The 22222-nt window shown below is 63.1% G+C and carries 25 protein-coding genes; 10 read left to right on the forward strand and 15 right to left on the reverse strand.

The genetic code is table 11. From position 1 onward, the window contains the following. Positions 1-5: 5 nt before the first annotated feature. Together NKH23_RS11980 and cueR are read right to left on the reverse strand one after the other, a co-directional pair. A complete protein-coding gene (locus NKH23_RS11980) occupies positions 6-563 on the reverse strand; it encodes a cytochrome c (protein ID WP_352913858.1) in 558 nt (185 codons plus the stop codon). Beyond that, on the reverse strand, positions 560-958 hold the full coding sequence (gene cueR / locus NKH23_RS11985; RefSeq protein WP_254819466.1) for a Cu(I)-responsive transcriptional regulator: 399 nt from the start codon (positions 956-958) through the stop codon (positions 560-562). The genes NKH23_RS11980 and cueR overlap by 4 nt, the downstream gene beginning before the upstream one ends. A 263-nt stretch (positions 959-1221) precedes the next feature. Here cueR and NKH23_RS11990 point away from each other — a divergent pair, with 263 nt between their 5' ends. Genes NKH23_RS11990 through NKH23_RS12000 form a run of 3 tightly spaced genes read left to right on the forward strand, consistent with a single transcriptional unit; the run spans position 1222 to position 4216 of the window. Then, positions 1222-2289, forward strand: a complete 1068-nt coding sequence (locus NKH23_RS11990; RefSeq protein ID WP_352913860.1) for a type III polyketide synthase — start codon at positions 1222-1224, stop codon at positions 2287-2289. Continuing rightward, positions 2286-2999, forward strand: a complete 714-nt coding sequence (locus NKH23_RS11995; protein WP_352913863.1) for a methyltransferase domain-containing protein — start codon at positions 2286-2288, stop codon at positions 2997-2999. The genes NKH23_RS11990 and NKH23_RS11995 overlap by 4 nt, the downstream gene beginning before the upstream one ends. After that, positions 2996-4216, forward strand: a complete 1221-nt coding sequence (locus NKH23_RS12000; protein WP_352913866.1) for an NAD(P)/FAD-dependent oxidoreductase — start codon at positions 2996-2998, stop codon at positions 4214-4216. The genes NKH23_RS11995 and NKH23_RS12000 overlap by 4 nt, the downstream gene beginning before the upstream one ends. Positions 4217-4334: 118 nt before the next feature. Here NKH23_RS12000 and NKH23_RS12005 read toward each other — a convergent pair whose 3' ends face one another. The 9 genes from NKH23_RS12005 to NKH23_RS12045 form a co-directional block, all read right to left on the reverse strand. Further along, positions 4335-4499 carry a hypothetical protein gene (locus tag NKH23_RS12005; protein WP_023720633.1) on the reverse strand — a complete coding sequence of 55 codons (165 nt, stop codon included), beginning with the start codon at positions 4497-4499 and terminating at the stop codon, positions 4335-4337. A gap of 113 nt (positions 4500-4612) precedes the next feature. Next, positions 4613-5179, reverse strand: a complete 567-nt coding sequence (locus tag NKH23_RS12010; RefSeq protein ID WP_352718150.1) for a hypothetical protein — start codon at positions 5177-5179, stop codon at positions 4613-4615. After that, positions 5176-5955, reverse strand: coding sequence for a DsbA family protein (locus NKH23_RS12015; RefSeq protein ID WP_352913870.1), 780 nt, complete (start codon positions 5953-5955; stop codon positions 5176-5178). Before NKH23_RS12015 ends, NKH23_RS12010 begins: the two co-directional genes overlap by 4 nt. A gap of 51 nt (positions 5956-6006) precedes the next feature. After that, positions 6007-6690, reverse strand: coding sequence for an SCO family protein (locus tag NKH23_RS12020; RefSeq protein WP_352913873.1), 684 nt, complete (start codon positions 6688-6690; stop codon positions 6007-6009). Between the two features lie 67 nt (positions 6691-6757). Beyond that, positions 6758-7285: a TlpA family protein disulfide reductase gene (locus NKH23_RS12025; protein WP_352718156.1), complete on the reverse strand. Its 528-nt coding sequence runs from the start codon at positions 7283-7285 to the stop codon at positions 6758-6760. A 7-nt stretch (positions 7286-7292) separates the two neighbouring features. Further along, positions 7293-7733 (reverse strand): DUF411 domain-containing protein, encoded by a 441-nt coding sequence (locus NKH23_RS12030; protein ID WP_353034690.1) that lies wholly within the window; start codon positions 7731-7733, stop codon positions 7293-7295. 28 nt (positions 7734-7761) lie between these two features. After that, a complete protein-coding gene (locus NKH23_RS12035; protein WP_352977321.1) occupies positions 7762-9192 on the reverse strand; it encodes a multicopper oxidase family protein in 1431 nt (476 codons plus the stop codon). A 130-nt stretch (positions 9193-9322) separates the two neighbouring features. After that, positions 9323-9730 (reverse strand): hypothetical protein, encoded by a 408-nt coding sequence (locus NKH23_RS12040; RefSeq protein WP_352718161.1) that lies wholly within the window; start codon positions 9728-9730, stop codon positions 9323-9325. Positions 9731-9817: 87 nt separating this feature from the next. Then, positions 9818-10243, reverse strand: coding sequence for a MerR family transcriptional regulator (locus tag NKH23_RS12045; protein ID WP_352718284.1), 426 nt, complete (start codon positions 10241-10243; stop codon positions 9818-9820). Positions 10244-10309: 66 nt separating this feature from the next. Between NKH23_RS12045 and NKH23_RS12050 the strand changes: the two genes are divergently transcribed. Both NKH23_RS12050 and NKH23_RS12055 read left to right on the forward strand, forming a co-directional pair. Further along, on the forward strand, positions 10310-12508 hold the full coding sequence (locus tag NKH23_RS12050) for a heavy metal translocating P-type ATPase (protein ID WP_352977323.1): 2199 nt from the start codon (positions 10310-10312) through the stop codon (positions 12506-12508). 31 nt (positions 12509-12539) lie between these two features. Next, positions 12540-13136, forward strand: coding sequence for a cation efflux transmembrane domain-containing protein (locus tag NKH23_RS12055; protein ID WP_023720625.1), 597 nt, complete (start codon positions 12540-12542; stop codon positions 13134-13136). A gap of 218 nt (positions 13137-13354) precedes the next feature. Here NKH23_RS12055 and NKH23_RS12060 read toward each other — a convergent pair whose 3' ends face one another. Next, positions 13355-13777 carry a hypothetical protein gene (locus tag NKH23_RS12060; protein ID WP_292658873.1) on the reverse strand — a complete coding sequence of 141 codons (423 nt, stop codon included), beginning with the start codon at positions 13775-13777 and terminating at the stop codon, positions 13355-13357. Between the two features lie 181 nt (positions 13778-13958). On the opposite strand from NKH23_RS12060, the gene NKH23_RS12065 reads away from it, so the two are divergent. From NKH23_RS12065 to NKH23_RS12085, 5 genes are all read left to right on the forward strand, one after another. Further along, the gene (locus tag NKH23_RS12065) at positions 13959-14771 is read left to right on the forward strand and encodes a class I SAM-dependent methyltransferase (protein ID WP_352718167.1); all 813 of its coding nucleotides are present in this window, start codon (positions 13959-13961) and stop codon (positions 14769-14771) included. A gap of 1773 nt (positions 14772-16544) precedes the next feature. Beyond that, entirely contained in the window at positions 16545-16877 is a 333-nt protein-coding gene (locus NKH23_RS34565) for a DUF2778 domain-containing protein (protein WP_502912347.1), read from the forward strand. Positions 16878-17241: 364 nt separating this feature from the next. Beyond that, positions 17242-18027, forward strand: a complete 786-nt coding sequence (locus NKH23_RS12075) for a ThuA domain-containing protein (RefSeq protein WP_352913894.1) — start codon at positions 17242-17244, stop codon at positions 18025-18027. 78 nt (positions 18028-18105) lie between these two features. Further along, positions 18106-19164 (forward strand): Gfo/Idh/MocA family protein, encoded by a 1059-nt coding sequence (locus tag NKH23_RS12080; RefSeq protein ID WP_352977325.1) that lies wholly within the window; start codon positions 18106-18108, stop codon positions 19162-19164. Between the two features lie 298 nt (positions 19165-19462). Further along, positions 19463-19885, forward strand: coding sequence for a hypothetical protein (locus NKH23_RS12085; protein WP_352475654.1), 423 nt, complete (start codon positions 19463-19465; stop codon positions 19883-19885). 143 nt (positions 19886-20028) lie between these two features. Here the strand turns inward: NKH23_RS12085 and NKH23_RS12090 are convergent, their stop codons facing one another. Genes NKH23_RS12090 through NKH23_RS12100 form a run of 3 tightly spaced genes read right to left on the reverse strand, consistent with a single transcriptional unit; the run spans position 20029 to position 22140 of the window. Beyond that, the gene (locus NKH23_RS12090) at positions 20029-20772 is read right to left on the reverse strand and encodes an amino acid ABC transporter ATP-binding protein (protein ID WP_352913899.1); all 744 of its coding nucleotides are present in this window, start codon (positions 20770-20772) and stop codon (positions 20029-20031) included. Between the two features lie 25 nt (positions 20773-20797). Next, positions 20798-21472, reverse strand: coding sequence for an amino acid ABC transporter permease (locus tag NKH23_RS12095; RefSeq protein WP_352913901.1), 675 nt, complete (start codon positions 21470-21472; stop codon positions 20798-20800). Next, entirely contained in the window at positions 21469-22140 is a 672-nt protein-coding gene (locus tag NKH23_RS12100; protein ID WP_352451492.1) for an amino acid ABC transporter permease, read from the reverse strand. The genes NKH23_RS12095 and NKH23_RS12100 overlap by 4 nt, the downstream gene beginning before the upstream one ends. Between the last annotated feature and the right edge of the window lie 82 nt (positions 22141-22222).

Genomic DNA, 22222 nt, shown 5'->3' on the forward strand with positions numbered 1-22222 from the left:
CGCTATCACTCGACCTTTTGCCGGAACTTCGAGTGGCAGCTCGAGCAATCCTGCAAGATGAGATGCAGGAGGTGCTCCGCCGGCAATTTGGCAGGATCGGCTTCCGCGAGCCCTGGCCGCTTGCCAAGCAGGCTGCCGCCGCCCATCGCCAGGCCGGAACCCATTCTCATGTCGTCGGTGATATGCGGTGGTGCCCGCTCGGCGTCGGAAGCCAGGGCGCCGGCCAGCGTTCCGATGTGGCGAGCCAGCCCTTCGAACTCCGCGCGGGCGGGGTCGATATCCGGCTTGGCGCCTGAAGGTGCACCCAACGTCGCACTGGGGAATTCGGCAATCAAGGCAGGGCCGGTGCGGGCGCGGATTGTCTCGGCCGCCGCCTTGAAAGCCGCGGCGTCATAGGCCTGCTTGCCGTCGAACATCCCGGCGATCGCCTTTGCCGCCGCGGCCATTTCCTTCATCGAGGCCTGGCGAGCCTCGATGACCGCATCACGGCTCGAATGGGCGGCAGCGAGCACGACAGAGACGCAGGCAAGCGACAGCACCGTTACAGCGGCTGCGAGCCTCACTGGGCCACGCCTTGTCCCGCCAACTCGTCGATGATCGGGCAATCCGGCCGCTCGTCACCGTGGCAGTGACTGACCAGATGGTGGAGCAAGCCGCGCAATCCGACCAGTTCGGCGATCTTCCTGTCGATCTCCACCAGTTTGGCTTTCGCGATCGCCTTCACGTCGGCGCTGTCACGTTCCCTGTCTTGGTACAGCGACAGCAGCTGGCGGCATTCGTCGACCGAAAACCCCAGGCTTCGCGAGCGCTGCAGGAACCGCAGCCGGTGAATATCGGCCGTCGAGTAATCGCGATAGCCATTGTCTGTCCGGGCCGGATGCAAGAGCCCAATATCCTCATAGTAACGGATCGTCTTGGCCGGCAGGCCGGATTTCTCGGATGCGACGCCGATGTTCATGGTGGAAAATCTCCTTTGTGGGGGAAATAGACCTTCCAGTAGATGGAAGGTCAACATGATGTGGCGATTTTGGATGCCCGATGCAACCGCCCGTCGGCTCCAACCGTTTGCCTGCCAACAGCCATACTGAACCTTCGGGAAGAAATCAGTTTTCGAAAACGTTTATCGAACAGCGCTCAAAACCCGGCGTCCGACACCGGGTGCCGATGAGCAAGGACCCTCCGGCGGCACGCTACACCGTGCATACGCCGAGGAGACAGAATATGCCGGTCAAAGCGTATATCAACCGGATCGCGACGGCGGTGCCGGAGCACGAGGTTCATCAATTCTACCTGCGTTTCGCGGCCTCCATGCTCGCGGCCAATCGCCGGAGACTCTTCGAACGCATGGCCGATCTTGCCGGCATCGAGCACCGCTATTCCTGCTTTGCGCCGGCGTCCGACCCTGAAGGACCGTCTGCCGACCTGGCCGGGACCTTCATCCGGGGCGCCTTTCCCGGAACCGCCATGAGAATGGCTATGTTCGACGATGCCGCACCTGTTCTGGCGCAAAAGGGCATCGACGGATTGCAGCTTGGCGACGACGCTTCCCGCATCACCCATCTCATCGTCACCACCTGCACCGGTTTTTCGGCGCCGGGCATCGACCTCGAGCTGGTTGCGCGTTGCGGGCTGCCGGATACGGTTGAACGCACGATGATCGGCTTCATGGGTTGCTACGCGGCGATCAACGGTCTCAAGCTGGCGCACCACATCGTCCGCTCGGACCCGCAAGCCAAGGTCCTGCTGGTCAATATCGAACTCTGCACGATGCATCTGCGCCAAACCACCGAGTTGGAAAAGCTGCTGTCGTTCTGCCTCTGGGGCGATGGCTGTGCGGCCACGCTCGTCACCGCCGAGCCAGCCGGCATCGAGCTCGACAGCTTTCACTGTCTAGTGGCGAGGGAGCGGCGGGATCTGATGCGCTGGAATATTCGCGACCACGGCTTCGAAATGGTTCTTTCCGGCCAGGTGCCGGCGGCGATTCATGAAGCGTTGCGGAACAACCAGGCCGCCATCCTCGGCAGCCGGCCGACCGAGGCGATCGACCTATGGGCCGTGCACCCGGGTGGACGTTCGGTTCTCGACGCCGTCGAAAGGGCCTTGAAACTGGAACCCACCGCGCTGGAACCATCGCGCGAGGTGTTGCGCCGGTATGGGAACATGTCGTCTGCGACCGTCATGTTCGTGATGAAAGAGATGCTGAAGGCGCCACCCGGCCTGCTCGGCTGCGGCATGTCGTTCGGGCCGGGATTGACGGCCGAAACCATGCTCTTTCGAACGGTGTCATGAGCGGCCTGGAGCATCGGCAGCTTGCGCCGGAAATCCTCGACGGACTTGCGGCCGACGATCCGCGAGCGCTGACCGCGCGTCGCGACCTTCGGCGCATCAACATGCTGATGTTTCAGGTGCCGATCATGACGTCGTTGCTGAAGAGGTTTGTGCCAAAATCGCCACGCCGCATCCTGGAGATCGGCGCCGGCGATGGCTCCTTCATGCTCGCGGTGGCGCGGCGCATGGCCAGGCATTGGCCTGGGGTCGAACTGGTAATGCTCGACCGCGTCGACCTCGTCACTGCGCAATTGCGCGGTGATTTTGACAGGTTGGGATGGAAGGCCGAAGGCGTCACCGCCGATGTCTTCGACTGGGCAGAAAAGATCGAGGGCGCACGGTTCGACGCCGTCACCGTCAATCTGTTCCTGCATCACCTCGATGATGCACAGCTCATGCATCTGTTTTCGCTGATTAGGCCGAAAGCCCCGTTGCTCCTGGCGACAGAGCCGTTGCGGGCGAAACTGGCGCTGACCGCGACCCATCTTCTCCCGGCAATCGGCGCCAACGACGTCACACGGAACGACGCGGCGCAAAGCGTGCGTGCCGGCTTTCGCGGTAGCGAGCTTTCCGGCCTCTGGCTTGCGGCCAGCGGCAAGCCGGTCGAGGAGCGGCGCGCCGGCCTCTTCTCCCATATCTTCGTCGGCGCCAGTGCCGGCAGCGACTCATGACGCGATTGTCGACTCATGACGCGATCGTCATCGGTGCCGGCCCGGCGGGCACCTCCGTCGCGCTCACGCTGGCCCGGCGCGGATGGGCGGTGGCAATTGTGGAAAAGACCGAGTTCCCGCGCCGCAAGGTCTGCGGCGAATATATCTCGGCAAGCAATCTTGCGCTTCTCGACCGGCTGGAGATCGGCGACGCCTGGCGTGCCAATGCCGGCCCCGAAATCCGCCGCGTCGGCTTGTTTTCCGGCGAGACCTGCGTCGAGGCGGCAATGCCACGTGCAGGAGCTGGGCCACGTGCAAAAGATGGCTTCGGCCGGGCGCTCGGCCGGGACATTCTCGATTCCCTGCTTTTGCTGGCGGCACGCTCGGCGGGTGTCGAAATCTTTCAGCCCTGCCGCGCCGTCGCTATCGAGCGGGATGGCGAGATGCAAAGGGTGCGAATTCAAGCCGGGGACGAAACGGCGATGTTGCGTGCGCCGGTGATTGTCGCCGCACACGGCTCCTGGGACCCGGGACCACTGCCCAGCCAGCCCGCAAAGGCCAATCGCCCGTCGGACCTGCTCGGCTTCAAGGCGCATTTCACCGGGTCGTCGCTCGTGCCGGATTTAATGCCTCTGCTGGCCTTCCCCGGCGGCTATGGCGGCATGGTCTCGGCGGATCATGGCCGGTTGTCGATCTCGTGCTGCATCCGCCGCGATATGCTCGCGCGGTTACGCAAACAACATGGCCCCAAACACCGGAGCCATGTGTCGGCCGCCGATGCGGTCTCCCGCCATCTCGTGGACTCATGCCGGGGCGTGAGAGACGCCCTGGAACCGGCGCTTCTCGACGGTCCGTGGCTTGCCGCAGGTCCGATCCGGCCGGGAATTCGCTCCTGCTACGAAGGGGACATCTTCCGCGTCGGCAACGCAGCCGGAGAGTCTCATCCTGTCATCGCCGAGGGCATCTCGATGGCGCTGCAGTCCGGCTGGCTGCTGGCCTGCGAACTCGCATCCGCGCCAAGTGGCCGGGCAGGGCGCGAGGCCGCCGCCAGACGCTATGAGGCGGCCTGGAAAAGACTGTTCTCGACACGGGTCTACGCTGCCGCGGCCCTCGCCGGAATTGCCCTTCGCCCGGGCAGCGCTACCGTGATGGCGGCGATCGTCCGGAATTTCCCGCAGGCACTGACACTGGGCGCGCAACTGAGCGGCAAGACCAAGCCGGTTCCCGGCTTTGCCTGACGAGGGGTGGGGCGTCGTGCTGCCCTGGTCGCCTTACATGCCACGGCGGCAACCGGCGGCAACATGGGCCCTTCTGTTGGGAATTTGCTACCGTATGGTCGTAGGCGCCCTACGGGCTTCAGGTTCGCAGGTATTTGACCAGCGCTGCAATCGCGAGCAAGAGGGCGACGAACACCAGGACCCAGACGAGCGCCATGCCGCCCATCATCCACGTACCCATTGGACCATTCATCATTGCAATCACCTTTACGGTCAGTGAAGGCCCGCCTTCGTCGGTAAGCATCGGCGACTGCGAAGGCAATTAGCTCGCCGTGGAATTCGGTCAAGACGACCAGGAAACCGATCGGCCGCCCGTCGCCTTGTCCCGCTAACCGGAAGTGTCCTGTCCTTGCCGTCTCACATACCTCCGCCGCAGCCGTCCGAGAGATCCCAGACGTCGACGACCTGCTTGCCGGTGAAACCGTGCTCGCGGATCAGGAACTTCGCCAATCCGCCATACACTTTCCAGCGCCAGCATTGGCAGCAGCAAGGGCCTTTCTCGTTGGAATTAGCCATCGCATAGTCATAGGCCTGCTGCTCGTCGCCGGAGAGTTTCACATCGTAGTAGGGCATCATCTTCTGTGCGATGCCGGCCGGAATATCGTACGGATCGCTTGGAATCATCGCGATCTCGCGGTACCTGGCCAGGCCGCTCACCTGCTCGGCATAGCGCTTCGTCTCCATAGGGCTGCAGCACGAGCCCGTGATCCGCGACATCGCCGGCATGGTCGCAATCGACTCCGTGAACTTGGCCGAACACGTGCTGTTGCCGTTCTGGCTGAGATATTTGAAACGGCGCACCAGATCGGAATCCTCCGCGGCGATCGCCAAATCCGGCCCCTTGAGCAAGCCGACGACCGCAGCGACGCCAAAGGCGCTGCCCAGAACAACCGTCCGGCGGGTTGGATAGCATATCCGGCTCATTTGCTTTTCCTCGCCTGCTCGATCAGTTTCTTCATCGTTGCGAGGTCGGTCGCGCCGGGGAAAATCTGCTCGCCAACGACGAAGCTTGGCGTTCCGCTGATCTTCAGCGCCTGGGCCAGTTGCGTATTCCGGTCGATCGACGCCTGGATATCGGGCCGCTGCATGTCGGTCTTCAGTTTAGCCACGTCGAGCCCGACGTCGGCAGCCACCTTCAGCACGACCGCTTCGGTCACCCGCGTCTTCACCGCATACAAGGCCTTGTGGAATGCCATGTATTTGCCCTGGCGCATTGCGGCGAGAGCCGCCTTGGAAGCAAATACGGAATCCGTGCTGAGGATCGGGAATTCCTTGTAGACGATCTTGAGCTGCGGATCGTCGGCCACGGCTTGCGCCATGATCGGCGCAACCTGCCGGCAATAGGGGCAGTTGTAGTCAAAGAACTCGACCATGGTGACGTCGCCTTCGGCGTTGCCGCCGACTGGGCTCGCCGGGTCCCGGAAGATATCGTCGGCCTTCGCCACCAGGGCGGCTTTCGCCTCTTTTGCCGCAGCCTCGCGCTGGCGGGCATCGAGGCTCTGCAGCGCCTCCATGACGACCTCGGGATGCGCGAGGATATAGTCGTGGATGCGCTGGTCGAACTGGTCCTGGGACATCTCGACGGCGGCGATCGCCTGGTCGTGGAGACCGAGCGCGAGCCAGACCGTCGCACCGGCCAGGACGAAGGCACGGGCCATTTTGCCGATGGCTCCGGGCAATGGATTGGACTTGTGGATCACAGGGTTCTCCTTCCCTCTGTTTCGCCGGACCGCCGGCATGTGAATGGTGCCTCAGAATATGCCCTTGATCTTCGCCCACCATCCCGTTTCCGGCTCATGGTGCGGGCGCTCGACATTGTTGGTGAGCGCATTGACGAAGGTGACGAGATTGACCGCAGCGAAATTCAGGCCATGGAAATTCGCCCGCCAGCGGCCCTCCTTGTCGATCACATGGGTGACGGTGCCGTGCATCTGATAACCATCATCCGTCAGCGTGAACTTGTGGCCGAAGGCCTCCGCCAGTCTGCGGGTCGCATCTTCCGGCTGATCCGCCGTCGTGGTCAGGAACAGCCAATTGACGGGGTCGAGCCCGTGCGCCGGCCCGTATTTGCTGAGCACGTCCGGCGTGTCCCTGGCAGGGTCGGTGGTGATGGTCACAAAGGTGACCTGGCCCTTCATCGGCGTGCCGTTCACCATTTTCTGGACTTCGGCGATCTTCTCGGCGTGCAGGGGGCACACATCCGGGCACGATGTGTAGATGAAGTGGAGGACGACCACCTTGCCGCGCAGGTCTGCCGTTCGCACGACACGCCCATCGGCGGTGCGCAGCGTGAAATCAGGTGCCGGCTTGTCGATCGTCTGGAAATATTTCTCGTCGCCCTCAAGCATGGCGTCGATTTCGTCGAGTGAGTGGGCTTGGGCCTGATACGAAAAGCCCACGGCCAGCGCCGCAATGGCAATTACGCCCAGCAGCAAACACCTCCACTCGTTCAAAGCCGTTGCGACGCAGCGAGCCTTCAACCCGGACATATCTGTTCCTTTCTCACTCGGCGGCGATGCGGCTGCGGATGAAGTCGACCATGTCGGGCGCGTCCCATTCGGCCGGCCCAATCAGCCGGCCGATCTCCTTGCCATCGCGATTGATCAGCAGGGTTGCCGGAAGACCGACGGAGCCGATGGCGAACATGGCCTTGCCCGAGGCATCGATGTTGAGGGCGAGGTGCTTGATGCCGATCTCGGCAAAGAACTTCTTCACAATCTCAGGACCGGCACGGTCCATGGACAGCGCGACGACCTCGAAATCCGGACCGCCGAGTTTGGCCTGCAGCCGATCGAGCGTCGGCATCTCCTTGCGGCAGGGCGCGCACCATGTCGCCCAGACGTTGAGCAGCACGACCTTGCCGTGGAAATCCGCAAGCGTTTTCGGCTTGCCATTGCCGTCCTTGAAGCTGATTTCCGGCACGGGGACAGGCGCCTCGTGAACGACAAAGTTCTGCGGCGGCTCAGCGGCTGATACCGGCAGCGAAAATGCCAGCAGCATGCCAATCAGGACCATGGCCAGTTTGCTCACAACAGCCTCACTCGGTCGCGTAGACGGTGGGTGCCTTGCCGTCCTTGGTGAAGGCGTAGACGACAAAGGGGCCTTGCTTCTCACCACCCATGCCTGGAGCGCCCGTCGGCATGCCGGCCAGCGTTATGCCGGTGATGGCCGGGCGTTCGGTCAAAAGCTTCTTGACGATCTCGACCGGCACCAGGCCATCGACGACATAGCCGTCGACCATCAGCGTGTGGCAGCCTTCGAGGTCGGCCGGCACGCCGGCATCGCTGCTGATCTGAGAGAGATTGTTGACCGGCTTGATGTCGACCTTGAAGCCGTTGTGCTCGAGATAGTTGGCATAGGATTCGCAGCAGCTGCATTGCGGGTTCTTGTACATCACGGCGTTGATCGTGGCGGCGAAGGCGGGCAGCGGCGTTGCGATCAGCAGGGACTGTGCGGCTAGGCGGTAGGTCAGTTTCATTGCAGTTCTCCTTGGTTGGATAAAGCTTTCAGGTCACGCGGAACACTGTCATCAGGCCGGCGATCTGGTGATCGGCGACATGGCAGTGCAGCATCCAGTCACCGGGATTGTCGGCAACGAAGGCGCATTCGATCGTGTCCTTGGGGGCGAGCAGCACCGTGTCCTGCCATTGCCGGTGCGGTACCGGCGAGCCGTTGCGCGAAAGCACCGACAGGCTGAAGCCGTGGACGTGCATGGGATGCCACCAGGCGGTTTCGTTGCGGATGGTGAGACGGCAGGTGGCGCCGCGCGACAGCGTGAACTGCGGCGCCATTCCAGCGTGGCCGTCGCCGGTCATCGACATGCCGTTGATTGCCCAGGCGGCGCCGTTCATGCCGGGCATCGCCATGCCCATCATGCCGCCGACGCCGGCCAGCTTGCCGCCGCCCATCATGCCACCCTGCAGGACGATTTCATGCCGTTCGGCCTTGGCCAGGTCGGGGGCCGGCAGCGGATTGGCCGGCAGGCGAAGCGGCGCATCGAGAGGATGGTCGCGCAGCGCTCCGGCGTCATAGGCGAGCGTGGTCAGGGTGTAGGCGAGGCCATCGTAGTAATCGTCGATCACCGCATGCCGGCTGCCTGGGTCGCCCTGCAGGTCGAGTACGACATCAATGCGCATGGCGGGCGCAAGCACCAAGCGTCCGCCCTCCGGCTCATGCGGGTCGCAGGGCTGGCCGTCGATGGCGACGATGATCGGACGGTGGCCTTCGAAACGCAAAGCCATCATGCGAGCGAGTGACGCATTGGCCAGCCGCAACCTGACGCGCTCGCCGGCCTTCACGGTCAGGTCGGCCGGCGGTGCACCGTTGACGGTGACGACATTGCCGACACGGCCCGACATCGCCGCATCCATCATGTTGCCGAAGCCGGCAGCGATTTGCCCATCCTTGGTGAGCCGCCAGTCCTGCAGCAGCCATAGAAGCTCGCGGTCGACCGCGACCGGTTCGGCTTCCTCGACGATGAGTACGCCGGCCAGCCCGCGGCCGAGCTGCACGAGGCTGTCGGCATGCGGATGGTACCAGAAGGTGCCGGCATCGGGCGGGGTGAACTCGTACACGAAATTTTCGCCCGGCCTGATCGGCGGTTGGGTCAATCCCGGCACGCCATCCATGGCGTTTGCCAAGCGGATGCCATGCCAGTGAACCGTGGTGTCCTCGTCCAGTCCGTTCTCGACGATGATGCGAGCGGGCTGCCCCTGGCGCAAGCGCAGTGTCGGGCCTGGGACCGTGCCATCATAGGCCCATACCGGAGTGCGCGGACCATCGGGGCCGGTGAGCCGTGCCTGGCCTGGCGCCACCCTGATCCGGTGTTCGCCGGTAGCCAGCGCCAGTGCAGGGCGGATCGCTGCGGAGGCGGCAATGCTCGCCGCCGCAAACAGGAATTTGCGGCGCGTTATGAACGGACTTGAAACGGAATTCACCCTTGTGACCCTTGCGGTAACCGACGGCGAACATCGCGACATCGATTGCATTGCTGCCGCGCCCGTTGCGCAGTACGCGCAACCGGGCGATCAAACGCCGCCAATCAGCCGCGGAACGGCAGAAACGGCGTCAGACGAGAGCGCTGGGTCTTGGAGGGAATGGCTCGGGCAGTAGACTTCGCCCGTGCAGGAACGCGGCGGGAAGCGCCGGCGGCAGCTCGGCCCGCAGCAGTCCCGTCATGGGGAGAGCTTCCGGCAGCACCGCCAGAACCGGTGCGACGCAGGTCGGCGCACATTGCATCGATTTGTCATTGTCGGCCGAGTTCTTGAGGCACGCGTTGCAGTCGCCGCCCTTGGCATCGGCCATCTTGGCCATATCGGCGTCGGTGGTGCCGGTATCTGTGGCCATGATCATGCGGCTGTCGATCGCCATCCTCGCCGACATGACGGCAGCCTGAGCGGCGGACAGGCTGAACCCGGCGGTCACGAGGAACGCGAGCAGCATGACCAGGAGGCGTTTTGGCGACAGGCGTGCCATCATCCGCTCAGGTTGACTGCAAAGTGCGGCTTTTGCAAGCTCCGCATGCCGCGACATCGGCGCTGGTGCGAGTTCTGGTCCGGCAAATCAATGGTGAGGACCCTCCCATTGATCGTGGTCTGACAGCACCTCGATAACACGGCATTCGCAGACTTTCCCTTGCCGGCAGCCCTCAACCATCAGCTCCAGCTCAATCTTCAATGCGGTAAGGCTGCGTATTCGCTGGACGACCTCGGCCAGACGGGCTTGGGCGATGGCGTCGGCGGTTCCACATGGCTGATTGGGATTATCCTGCAACGTCAGCAGCGTCCTGATAGCCTCGATCTCGAACCCAAGCTCGCGCGCGTGCCTGATGAAGGCGAGCCGGCGCAAGTCGGCCGCTTCATAATGCCGGCGATTGGCTTCGCTGCGGGCAGGCGCTGGAAGCAAATCGATCTGCTCATAGTAGCGGATGGTTGGAACCTTCACGCCGCTGCGTCGGGCTGCTTCACCGATGGTCACACCTGCTGACATTTTTTCGCTTGCTCCTCTAGTCACTAGAGGATGTAGCGTCGCGATCGAAGACGCAAGAGGTTCACCATGGCTGCGACCAAACAACAGACCCGCTACCGCGTGGAAGGCATGGATTGCGCCAGCTGTGCCAGCAAAATCGATACCCTCGTGCGGCGGATGCCTGGTGTGCAGGATGTTAGCGTATCCGTTTCGGTAGGCACTCTGACGGTCATTCATACTCCCGAAAGCAATCTTGACGCGATCGCGAGGAAAGTCACCGGCCTCGGCTACGCTGTTGCTCCGCTGACCGCCAAGTCTGGAGCGCCGGCCTCCGATCAATTGGCCGACCATGACCACAGAACGCACAGTCACGACAAGAAATTAGCGGGATTGCATGGCAACAATGATGCGCCGATGTCGGGGCCATGGTGGAACAGCGCCAAGGGCCGCCTGACCATCGCCAGCGGCGTCGCACTGGCGGTGGCTTTCGCGGTTCATGACGCCTGGCCCGCGACCGGCCCATGGGCCTTCATCGCCGCCATGCTGCTCGGCCTGGTGCCGATCGCGCGCCGAGCGGTCATGGCCGCAGTCGCCGGCATTCCGTTCACAATCGAAATGCTGATGACCGTGGCGGCCGCCGGCGCCGTAATCATCGGCGCCGGCGAGGAAGCGGCGACGGTGGTCCTCCTGTTCCTAATCGGCGAATTACTGGAAGGGGTGGCCGCTGGGAAGGCACGTTCTAGCATCCAGGCGCTCACCACACTGGTTCCCAAGACGGCGCTAGTCGAAGTGGATGGGACGAGCCGCGAGGTGCCGGCCGAAAGTCTGTCCGTAGGGGACATCATTCTGGTGCGGCCCGGTGATCGGATTCCGGCTGATGGCGAGATCACCGAGGGTGACAGCGCCATTGATGAATCGCCTGTGTCGGGTGAAAGCGTCCCGGTTCGTAAAGTAGTTGGCGACACGGTTTTTGCCGGCACTATCAACGGCGACGGCGTGCTGCGCGTCAAGGTGACGGCGGCCGCCGCCGACAACACGATTGCACGGGTCGTCAAGCTGGTCGAGGAGGCGCAGGAAAGCAAGGCGCCCACCGAGCGCTTCATCGACCGTTTCTCGCGCTGGTACATGCCCGGCGTGGTCGCCGTCGCGGCGCTCGTGGCGATCACGCCACCGCTGCTCGTTGGCGGCGATTGGAACGAATGGATTTACAAAGGTCTGGCGCTGCTGCTCATCGGCTGTCCGTGCGCGCTGGTCATTTCTGTGCCGGCGGCAATTGCGGCGTCGCTTTCGGCGGGCGCCCGGCGCGGCCTGCTGATGAAGGGCGGCGCGGTGCTGGAAGGGCTCGGCACCATCACTGCCGTGGCGCTCGACAAGACCGGCACGCTGACGCTCGGCAAGCCGCAGGTAACCGACGTGGTTGCAGTCGGCGCCAGTGAACGCGAGGTACTTTCCCTGGCGGCAGCGCTCGAGACCGGCTCCAGCCATCCGATGGCCCTGGCCATTCTGCAAAGGGCCAATGCTGACAAGGTTCCGGTGCCACCTGCTGCCGAGGCCAGGGCGATTGGCGGCAAGGGCGTCGTCGGTCGCGTCGGCGGCAAGAGCCTGTTTCTGGGCTCGCCGGCCGCTGCCGGCGAAAAGGCGCCGCTGCCAGCCGACCTGGCCGCACGCATCACGGCACTGAACGATGAAGGAAAATCGGTGTCGGTGCTGCTCATCGACGACGCTCTTGCCGGCTTCATCGCCATGCGCGACGAACCCCGGCCGGACGCGTTCGCCGGGCTGAAGGCGCTGAGTGACGCTGGTATCAAAACAGTCATGTTGACCGGTGACAACAAGCGCACCGCCGCAGCCATCGGCAAGCAACTCGGCATCGAGGTGCTCGCCGGATTGTTGCCGGAGGACAAGCAGCGCATCGTTGTCGAGTTGAACGGGCAGGGGCTCAGGGTCGCCAAGGTCGGAGATGGCATCAACGACGCGCCGGCACTTGCGGCGGCCGATCTCGGCATCGCCATGGGTGGCGGCACCGATGTGGCTCTTGAAACGGCTGACGCAGCAGTGCTGCATGGACGCGTCGGCGACGTCGCCGCCATGATCAGGCTGTCCCAAGCAACCATGGCCAACATCAAACAGAACATCACCATGGCATTGGGGCTGAAGGCAGTGTTCCTGGTGACGACGATCGCCGGCATCACCGGCCTGTGGCCCGCCATCCTCGCCGACACCGGGGCGACGGTCCTGGTGACAGCCAATGCCATGCGGCTGTTGCGCTGGAAGAGCAGCTGGTAAGAGCATCAACGGCATCACATCAGGACAGGCAATGCAGCAAGCTATTACGTCGGACGGCCTTCGCCGGGTGGTGCTTGTCGTCGCACTGCTGAACCTCGGTTATTTCGGCATTGAATTCGCCGTGGCGCTGGCGATCGGCTCGGTATCGCTGTTCGCCGACAGCGTCGATTTTCTGGAAGATGCCTCGGTCAATCTCCTCATACTGCTCGCCATGGGATGGTCGCTGCGTGCTCGCTCGCGCGTTGGCATGGCGCTGGCGCTTATCCTGCTGGTGCCGGGCCTGGCGACGCTGTGGACCGCGTGGGAAAAGTTCAACATGCCGGTGCCGCCGCAGCCAACGGCCCTGACGCTGGCGGGGTTGGGCGCCTTGGCGGTCAACCTGTCATGCGCCTACATGCTGGCGCGCTACCGCCATCACAGCGGCAGTCTTACCAGGGCGGCATTCCTCTCGGCCCGCAACGATGCGGTCGCCAACATTGCGATCATACTGGCCGGGTTGGTGACCGCCTTCCTATGGCGCTCGGCATGGCCGGATCTGATCGTTGGCCTGGGAATTGCGGCACTGAATGCAGACGCGGCGCGCGAGGTCTGGGAGGCAGCTCGGGAGGAGCACCGAGCCGTTTCGTGAATCCAAACGCTCAGCGCGCTGCCGGATTGCCAATCTGCCAATGCAGAGCGCCAATGTAGGCCCCCATACCGGCCGGCAGTCATCCAGAAACTTGCGTGATCTCTAATATAAACGCACACTTGCAAAGCGGACCGAGGGAGAAGCAGCCCACAAGCACGCACCTCATCAAAAGGCCCGCGTCCCGGACGAGGACGCGGGCCGGTTTTCGTTGGCACGTGCTAGGCAGGTATCAAGACGGCGATGCGGTGGATGCCGACCACCTTGCTGGTGTTGGCTGCCTCGTCGGTCTTGCCCTTGGAGCAGGTATACATATCACCTTCCTTGAGCTTGAATTGCTTGTCGGCTTTCTTGATCGTGAATTCACCGGCGGTAATGGTGCACACCATGTCGTTGTCCATCACCATTGCAGGAGCAGCTGCTCCCGGCTGAAAGACCACATCGACAATTGAGATGCTCTTGTAGGCGGGGATATCGGAATTGCCGGTGCCGACCTCAACCACCCTGACGCCGGGGGCTATTTCCTTGCCTTCCTTCGGGCCGTATTTCTTGACCTTTGCAGCTGCCGCCAGCGTGAACAAAGGCGTTACCGCGGCCGCCGTCACGCCGAGCGCGATTGCAGACCTGCGATTTATGGTTTTCATCGCATCCTCCCATTATATTGGCCACGCACCAATGCGCATGGTTGCAATATATTAGCACATATGCAGATAATTGCAGCACGGCGTTTGGGAGCTTCCGGGAGGGAACCGCCTCCCGGTCGAATGCGGCCGAACAATTCCATGCTATGCTGGCGAGCCATCAAACGGGCGACGGGGGATAGCAATGTTGGAAACGGACAAGGTGTTCGCTGGCTCGATTCCGGAAAACTACGACCGCTATATGGTGCCGTTGATTTTCGAGCCGTTCGCCGCTGATCTTGCACAACGAGCAGCGTCCTTGTCGCCAAGCGCCGTTCTGGAAACCGCCGCGGGCACCGGGGTTGTCACCCGCGCATTGGCGCCAAAGCTGTCCCCCGATGCAAGCTATGTCGTAACCGACCTCAACCAGCCGATGCTCGACTACGCCGCTTCGCGGCAAGCTCCCGACGATCGCATCAAATGGCGTCAGGCTGATGCTCTGGCGCTACCGTTCGAAAATGCGGCCTTCGATCTCGTTTGTTGTCAGTTCGGCGCGATGTTCTTTCCCAACCGCTCATCTGCCTACCGCGAAGCCCGGCGAGTCCTGAAACCCGGAGGACATTTTCTATTCAGCGTATGGGATCGCATCGAAGAGAATGTATTCGCGGACGATGTGACGAATGCTCTGGCGAGGATTTTTCCGAACGATCCGCCGCGCTTTCTGGCACGCACGCCGCATGGCTACCACGATACGGCACTGATCCGTAGCGAGCTGGAGGACGCAGGGTTTTCCGGTGTGGTGATCGAGACGAGGGCCGAACAAAGCCGTGCCTCCTCGCCGCGCCTTCCGGCCGTTGCTTATTGCCAGGGCACTCTCCTTCGCAACGAAATCGAGGCCAGAGAGGCGGGAAAACTGGACGCTGCAACCGACTACGCCGCAGCCGCGATTGCAGACAGGCATGGCAGCGGCGAGGTTGCTGCCAAAATCCAGGCTCACATAGTGGTGGCTGTGGTCTAGGTGTTGGATATCCCGTTCCGGCACTTCGCGACATTCAGCTGCCATGCAGCAAACGTCTTGCCGCTATCGCGAACTCCGAGATGATGACCGTTCGTTCGCCCGAGTGGCAGGTCGACAAATGCCAAGTCGACAATCGCCAGTTTGACCGATCGCCGGGGCCTGATGGCGGCGGCTGCCGGCCGCGCGATTCTGGGCGGCGTGGCTTCACTTTCGCAGCCATGGCCGACTCCGCCCAGCAAGGTCTAGTCATTTCGCTTTCTTGACTCGGCCGACAAAAACGGGCAGCAAAGTCGTCATTGGAGGGCAGTTTTGCCAACTATGCAGGTTTTGGAGGGCGTTTTTCGGTGTGACCGTCGCCCAATCGGCGGTCGGTAGAGGGATTGGTTAACCAACTTTGTCCATCTTTTGAATCAATCGGCAACAGACGCGAAGTGTGCTGGGGGCACCAGGCGAACTGTGAATGTCACGGCTGCGAAATCCGCTAGCCGGCATCGGCCGATTGAGAGTGGTTGAATGGCGTTTGTAAGTGCGAAAACCCGGGGTGACAGTCCTGCAACTGGATTGACTTCGATGAGGCCCGGCCTGCGCTGGGTCGCGGTTCCGGCCGTCGGCGCAGCCATTGCTTTATGGTCGGTGGCGACCTTGGCCGGCCTCTATTCGATGGGAACCTCGCTCACCGCCGCTTCCAACGGTCTTCCGCAAAGCCTGCTCGCGCCGCGCACCATCGCGCTCGCCGATCCTCGCCGCAGCCTTGCAAAGGCGCAGGCCCCGACATGGGCCGCGGCAAACGCAGCGCTGTCGGCCCAGCTGCTGCAGCATGGATGCGATGCGAACTGCCTGCGGTCGGCATCGAACTTCGTTCACCGGGGAAAATCGGCGCGTCTCAAGCGCAATAGCGTGCCGCTTGTCGCCAATGCGTCGCGGCAACCAAGCTTCGACGACGTGGTGGCCAAAGCCGCGCTGTCGCCGCAAAAGCTTGCCGCCGCCTTTGCCCGTGCCTCCTCCGGCTCACCCGTCATGCTCGCAAGCCTGCCGGCCGGCGCCCGGTTCGCCGAGCCGGTACGCATTCCCGACCCGAACGGCCCGGCATCGGTGCGCTTCGGGCCGGCGGTGGCGGAGATCGAACGTTCGTCGCGCCTGGCGCTGGCGTTGGCCAATACATTGCCGGAGCAGATGATCGACGTGCTCCCGGCAGCCGTCGCGGCAAGCGAGCCCGCAGTTTCACAAGAGCCGCAAGAACCTGAGGTCCAGTTGGCCTCGCTGCCGCCGCAAGACGACATGCCCGACAGCATTCCGCTGCCGACGCTGCGTCCGCGGGCGGTCATCGATCAGCCGGCCGAGGCGCCGCAGGCCCAAGCGCCGAAAGACCGGGCGCCCAAGGATCAGGCCTCAAAGGCCCAGGCAGCAAAAACGGAGCCGCCCCAGGCATCCAAGGCCCAGGCATCCAAGACCCAGGCAGCCAGGGCGAACAAGGTGCAGACGGCCGACGCTCCGCCGGCCGAGACGCAACCCGGCAGCCTGTCGCCTCGCAATTCGTCACAAGCGGCAGTGCCGGCGGTGTCGGGCAAGCCGGGCAAACGGTCGAAGACGCAGGGCGGCGACATGCTGGCCTATGCCAAGCCCGACATGCCTTCCGGCAGTCTCGGCGGGGCCTTCAGGAACCTGTTCACCACGCCCGGCATGGGCAGCGGCGTCGCCGTCTACGACATCTCGGCCAAGACTGTCTATATGCCCGACGGTTCGCGGCTGGAGGCACATTCGGGATACGGTTCGATGGTCGACCAGCCGCGCTACGTTCACAAGAAGAATGTCGGTCCGACGCCGCCCGACACCTACAATCTGACGCTGCGGGAATCGCGCTTCCATGGCGTCGAGGCACTGCGTCTCACCCCTACCAGCGGCAGCAACAAATATGGCCGCGACGGCCTGCTCGCCCACACCTACATGCTGCGCGGCGGCCGCGCCGAATCCAATGGCTGTGTCGTCTTCAAGGACTATGCCCGCTTCCTCGCCGCCTACAAGAAGGGCAAGATCAAGCGCCTCGTCGTGGTGCCGCGGCTGTCGAAGCCGCTGACACGCGTCGCCCAAGAGGGCCGCGGCGCTTAGACGGTTGCGGCGACGCACTACGAAAGCCGTTTTGTCGCGATCCTTCGCGCCCCCCTCTGTCCTGCCGGACATCTCCCCCAAAAGGGGGGAGATCGGACTTCGCGTTTGTCTGCCGTCATCCTGCAACGCTGGCGATTGGCGAAATCGCGGATAACAGCCAATCTCCCCACAAGTGGGGGAGATGTCCGGCAGGACAGAGGGGGGCGCTGTCCCGCCGGCATCGCTGGTTTTGCCGCGTGGACTTTCCCGCCCGATTTCCAACAGATTGTCAGCAGCCGGCCGCGAGACGGTTTTCATTCCCGGCCGAGGATATTATGACTGACCCGTAGGGGCGGCTCCAGCTTCAAACAATCAAGAGGACATCATGACAATACGCGCTGTCGTCTGGGGCGAGAATATTCATGAGCGGACCAACGAGGTGGTCGCGGGCATCTATCCCGAGGGCATGCATGCGACGATCGCCAATGCGCTGAAGCTCGACCCGGAGATTTCGGTGTCGTGGGCGACGCTGGAGCAGAAGGAGCATGGGCTGCCGGCCGACCGTCTGGCCGAGACCGATGTCTTGCTGTGGTGGGGGCACAAGGACCATGGCACCGTCGCCGACGAAGTGGTCGAGCGCGTGGCGCGCCGCGTCTGGGAGGGCATGGGGCTGATCGTTCTCCATTCCGGCCATTTCTCGAAGATTTTCAAGAAGCTGATGGGCACGCCCTGCACGCTGAAATGGCGCGAGGCGGGCGAGCGCGAACGGCTCTGGGTGACCAGTCCCAACCATCCGATTGCTGCCGGGATCGGCGAGTATTTCGAGCTCGAGAACGAGGAGATGTATGGCGAGCAGTTCGCCGTGCCGGAACCGCTCGAAACCGTCTTCATCTCCTGGTTCCAGGGCGGCGAAGTGTTCCGGTCGGGGCTGACCTATCGCCGCGGCGCCGGCAACATCTTCTATTTCAGGCCCGGCCACGAGACCTATCCGACCTATCACGACGCCAATGTCCAGAAGGTGCTGCGCAATGCGGTGAAATGGGCGCATAACCCGCAAGGCTCCAATCCGGCCATTCTCGATGCGCCGAACGTGCCGGTGGAAAAGGCGCTCGAGCCGATCGTCGAGCGCGGCGGAAAACTTCATTCCGCGGGCGAAGCCGGCTTTCGCTAGGCTACGATCCCGAACGGTTGGTTCGGGAAATCCATGATCAAACAAGAAGATAAAGCCCTGTCCTAAGGATAAAGAATCATGCGTCTGTTGATACTCGGTACCGGCTGGATGGCGGAGGAGCATGCCAGGCAGTTCGGCAAGATCGAGGGCGTCGAACTGATCGGCGCCGTCGATCTCGACCGTACGCGTGTCGACAAGTTTTCGGACATCTACGGTATCCCCAACCGGTTCGCGTCGCTGGACGAGGCGCTGGCATGGGGCAAGTTCGACGCGGTGGCGAACGTGACGCCCGATCGCATCCACCATCCGACCACCATGATGCTGATCGCGGCGGGCAAGCCGGTGCTGTGCGAGAAACCGCTGGCCGAAAATTACCAGAGGGCCAGTGAAATGGCCGATGCCGCCGAGCGGGCCGGCATCATCAACATGGTCAACCTGACCTATCGCAATGTCGCGCCGCTGCAGAGAGCGCGCGCCATGGTGCTGGCCGGCGAGATCGGCACGGTCAGGCATGTCGAGGCGTCCTATCTGCAGAGCTGGCTGGTGTCCAAGTTCTGGGGCGACTGGCGCACCGATCCGAAATGGCTGTGGCGGCTGTCGCGCGGCCACGGCTCCAATGGCGTGCTGGGCGACGTCGGCATCCATATCCTCGATTTCGCCAGCTATGGCGCGGCGCTCGACATCGACCATGTGTTCTGCCGGCTGAGATCCTTCGACAAGGCGCCCGGCAACCGGATCGGCGAGTACGGGCTCGACGCCAATGACAGTTTCACCATGTCGCTGGATTTCAGCAATGGCGCCTTCGGCGTCGTCCATGCCAGCCGCTGGGCGACCGGCCATTTGAACGAACTCCGCCTGCGCATCTACGGCGACAAGGGCGGCATCGAAGTCGTGCACAATCTGACCGGCTCGGAGCTGAAAACCTGCATCGGCGAAGACGTCGAGAACGCCAAATGGCAGGTTCTGGATGCCGGAACGGTGGCGACCAACTACCGGCGCTTCGTCGATGCAGTGCGCAACGGCGTCCAGGCCGAACCGTCATTTCGCCACGCGGCCGAATTGCAGAAGGTCCTCGACCTCGCCGTCGTCTCGGATGAGAAGCGGGCCGAATTGAGCACGCACGCGGATGCGCAATAGGCCTGGGTTCCTCGCGGCGGGGCGAGGGAGAGGTGGCCGCAAAGCGGCCGGAGAGGGGTCTTTGGCAGCGAGGGCCTTCGCAAGAACGAAATGTCTTTGATGTCGGGACAAGGTCGCACGCAATGACATGGTCAGCGCAATTCCCCCTCTCCGTCTCGGCGACCCGAGTGGTTTGTGAAACTCGCTAGCCGCGAGCGAGACTGAACTAACTCGGAAGGTCAGTTGACTCTTCGCCGCAACGGCCCATCGTTGATTGTTGGCCTACCTTTCCGACCAACTTTTGAACAGGGAGGAAACAATGGAAGCCGTCAATCGTAGATCCACAATTGCACTCGGCCTTACACTGGCCGCAACGCCTCTGATCGCTTGGGGGACACCAGCAGCCGCCCAGACTTACGGCCCCGATGAGGGCAAGGAGGTCTCACCCGGCGTCAGAGTTGTAGCGCTTGGTGAGCGCAAGTCGGTCATACCAGCCTATGCAACGGTGAAGCTGCGCGATGTTGTCATTCAGCCCGGAGCGAAGACGACTGACAACATGATGAAGAACGACATGCTCTGCCACATGACTGAGGGAGAACTTTCGGTCGTTCACAACAAACAAAAGTTCACAGTCAAGAAGGGCGATGTTTGGGCCTGCGCTAATGGCGCTACGACAGAAGGCACCCAGAACACGAGCAGTGCGGTCGCGATCATGCGGGTCATCGATTTGATGCCAGCATAAGGGAAGCGGCTGGTGGAAGTGCGGCAATGGCCGCCCTAAGAGGAAGCCCGGCGCGCATCTGTCGTATTAGGGAACGTCCAGCGAAGGGCCGCTTTCCACCCATCTCGGGCCATCGGCGGCAGCCAACTGATTGAGTTTGAGCCCTAATGCCGCAGGATCTTGCTCAGAAAGGCGCGGCTGCGATCGGTCTTGGGGTTGGAGAAGAACTCGTCCGGGGTGCCGCTTTCGACGATGGCGCCGGCGTCCATGAACACGACGCGCTGGGCGACCTTGCGGGCAAAGCCCATCTCGTGCGTCACCACCATCATGGTCATGCCTTCCTCGGCCACCGCGACCATGACGTCGAGGACTTCCGAGATCATCTCGGGATCGAGCGCCGAGGTCGGCTCGTCGAACAGCATGATCTTGGGGCGCATGCCGAGGCAGCGCGCGATCGCCACGCGCTGCTGTTGGCCGCCTGAGAGTTGCGCCGGATAGGCATCGACCTTGTCGGCGAGGCCGACCTTGGCGAGCAGCTCGCGCCCGGCCTTTTCGGCCTCGGTGCGTGGGATCTTGCGGACATGGATCGGCGCCAGGGTGACGTTCTCGAGCGCCGTCTTGTGCGGGTAGAGGTTGAACGACTGGAAGACGAAGCCGATCTCGGTGCGCAGCCGCGTCATGTTGGTGGCGGGGTCGCCGAGGCGCTGGCCGTCGACCATAAGGTCGCCGTCGCGGATCGTCTCCAGCCCGTTGATGCAGCGGATCAAGGTGCTCTTGCCCGAACCGCTCGGGCCGCAGACGACGACCACTTCGCGCGGCTCGACGCTCAGCGTGATATCCCTGAGCACGTTGAGCTGGCCGAACCATTTGTTGACGCCGCGAAATTCGATCATGCCGGTTTTGGTCATATTGCCGGACCCTTGGGGTTCGATGTCACAACTGCACCTCGCCATGGGCCGCGCCCATGCGTTGCTCCAGCCGGCGGGCCAGCATGATCAGGGGGTAGCAGACGATGAAATAACCGAGGCCGACGAGGAAGAAGACCAGCAGGCCGTTCGGCACACGCTGCACCACCAGCCAGCCGACGCGGGTGAGGTCGGTGAGCCCGATCGCCGAGACCACCGAGGAATCCTTGATCAGCAGCACATATTGCCCGACCAGCGGCGGCAGCACGATGCGCATCGCCTGCGGCAGCACCACCTGGCGCATGCGCTGCCAGCGCGACAGGCCCGACGCCAGCGCCGCCTCGACCTGGCCATGCGGCACCGAGCGGATGCCGGCGACGACGATCTCGCAGATGAAGCAGGCGGCCAGATTGGTCAGCGCGATGATGCCGGCGGTGAAGGCGTCGAGCTCGATGCCGAGCTCCGGCAGGATGAAGAAGATCAGGAAGATCTGCACCAGGAACGGCGTACCGCGGATCAGGTCGACCCAGGCGCCGATCGCGCCGCTGATCAGCCGGTTGCCGCCGGTGCGCAGGATGCCGAGGCCGAAGCCGAGCAGCGTGCCTAGCACCAGGCTGATCAGCGACAGCACCACGGTCATGCCGAGGCCGCGCAGCGCGAGGGGATAGCTGCCGGCGATGCTTTGCAGCTGTTGCCAGATCATGTCCGTGCCCCCGCCAGGCCGAGCCAGCGCCCGGAGAGCGCCGCCAGCCCCTTCAGCCCGTAATAGAGCAGCAGGTAGAAGGCGGCGATGGTGATGAAACCTTCGGCCGGCATGAAGCGGTCGGAGGCGAGCAATTGTCCGGCGCGCGTCAGTTCGGCGACCGAGATCAGCGACAACAGCGCGGAATCCTTGACCAGCACGATCGCCTGGCCGAGCAGCGGCGGGATCGTCACCTTGAACGCCTGCGGCAGGATGACTAGGCGCATGCGCTGGACATAGGTCATGCCCGAAGCGACGCCGGCCTCGACCTGGCCGCGCGGGATCGACAGGATGCCGGCGCGGATGATCTCGGCGACATAGGCGCCGCTGTTCAGCGACAGGGCCAGGATGCCGACGACGAACTCGGGCAGGACGAAGCCGAGCCGCGGCAGGCCGAAATAGAGGAAATAAAGCTGCGCCAGCAGCGGCGTGGCGCGCACCGCGTCGATATAGGCCTTGGCCGGGACGCGGAACAGCCGGCCGCGCTGCAGGTTCATTGCGGCGAGCACGATGCCGACGGCGAGCGCGCCGGCAAAGGAGAGGACAGACAGCCACACCGTCGTGACGAGGCCCTGCCCGAACAGGGGCAGATATTCGACGATGGTGCGGAAGCTGAAGTTTTCGAGCATGGGTGGGGCGGTGAATGGTGAATGGTGAATGGTGAGTAGTGAGTAGTGAGTAGCGAATAGCGAATAGCGCTTACTGATCCCT

Origin of the sequence: Mesorhizobium sp. M1328, assembly GCF_040318075.1 — a bacterium.
Classification (GTDB): Bacteria; Pseudomonadota; Alphaproteobacteria; order Rhizobiales; family Rhizobiaceae; genus Mesorhizobium.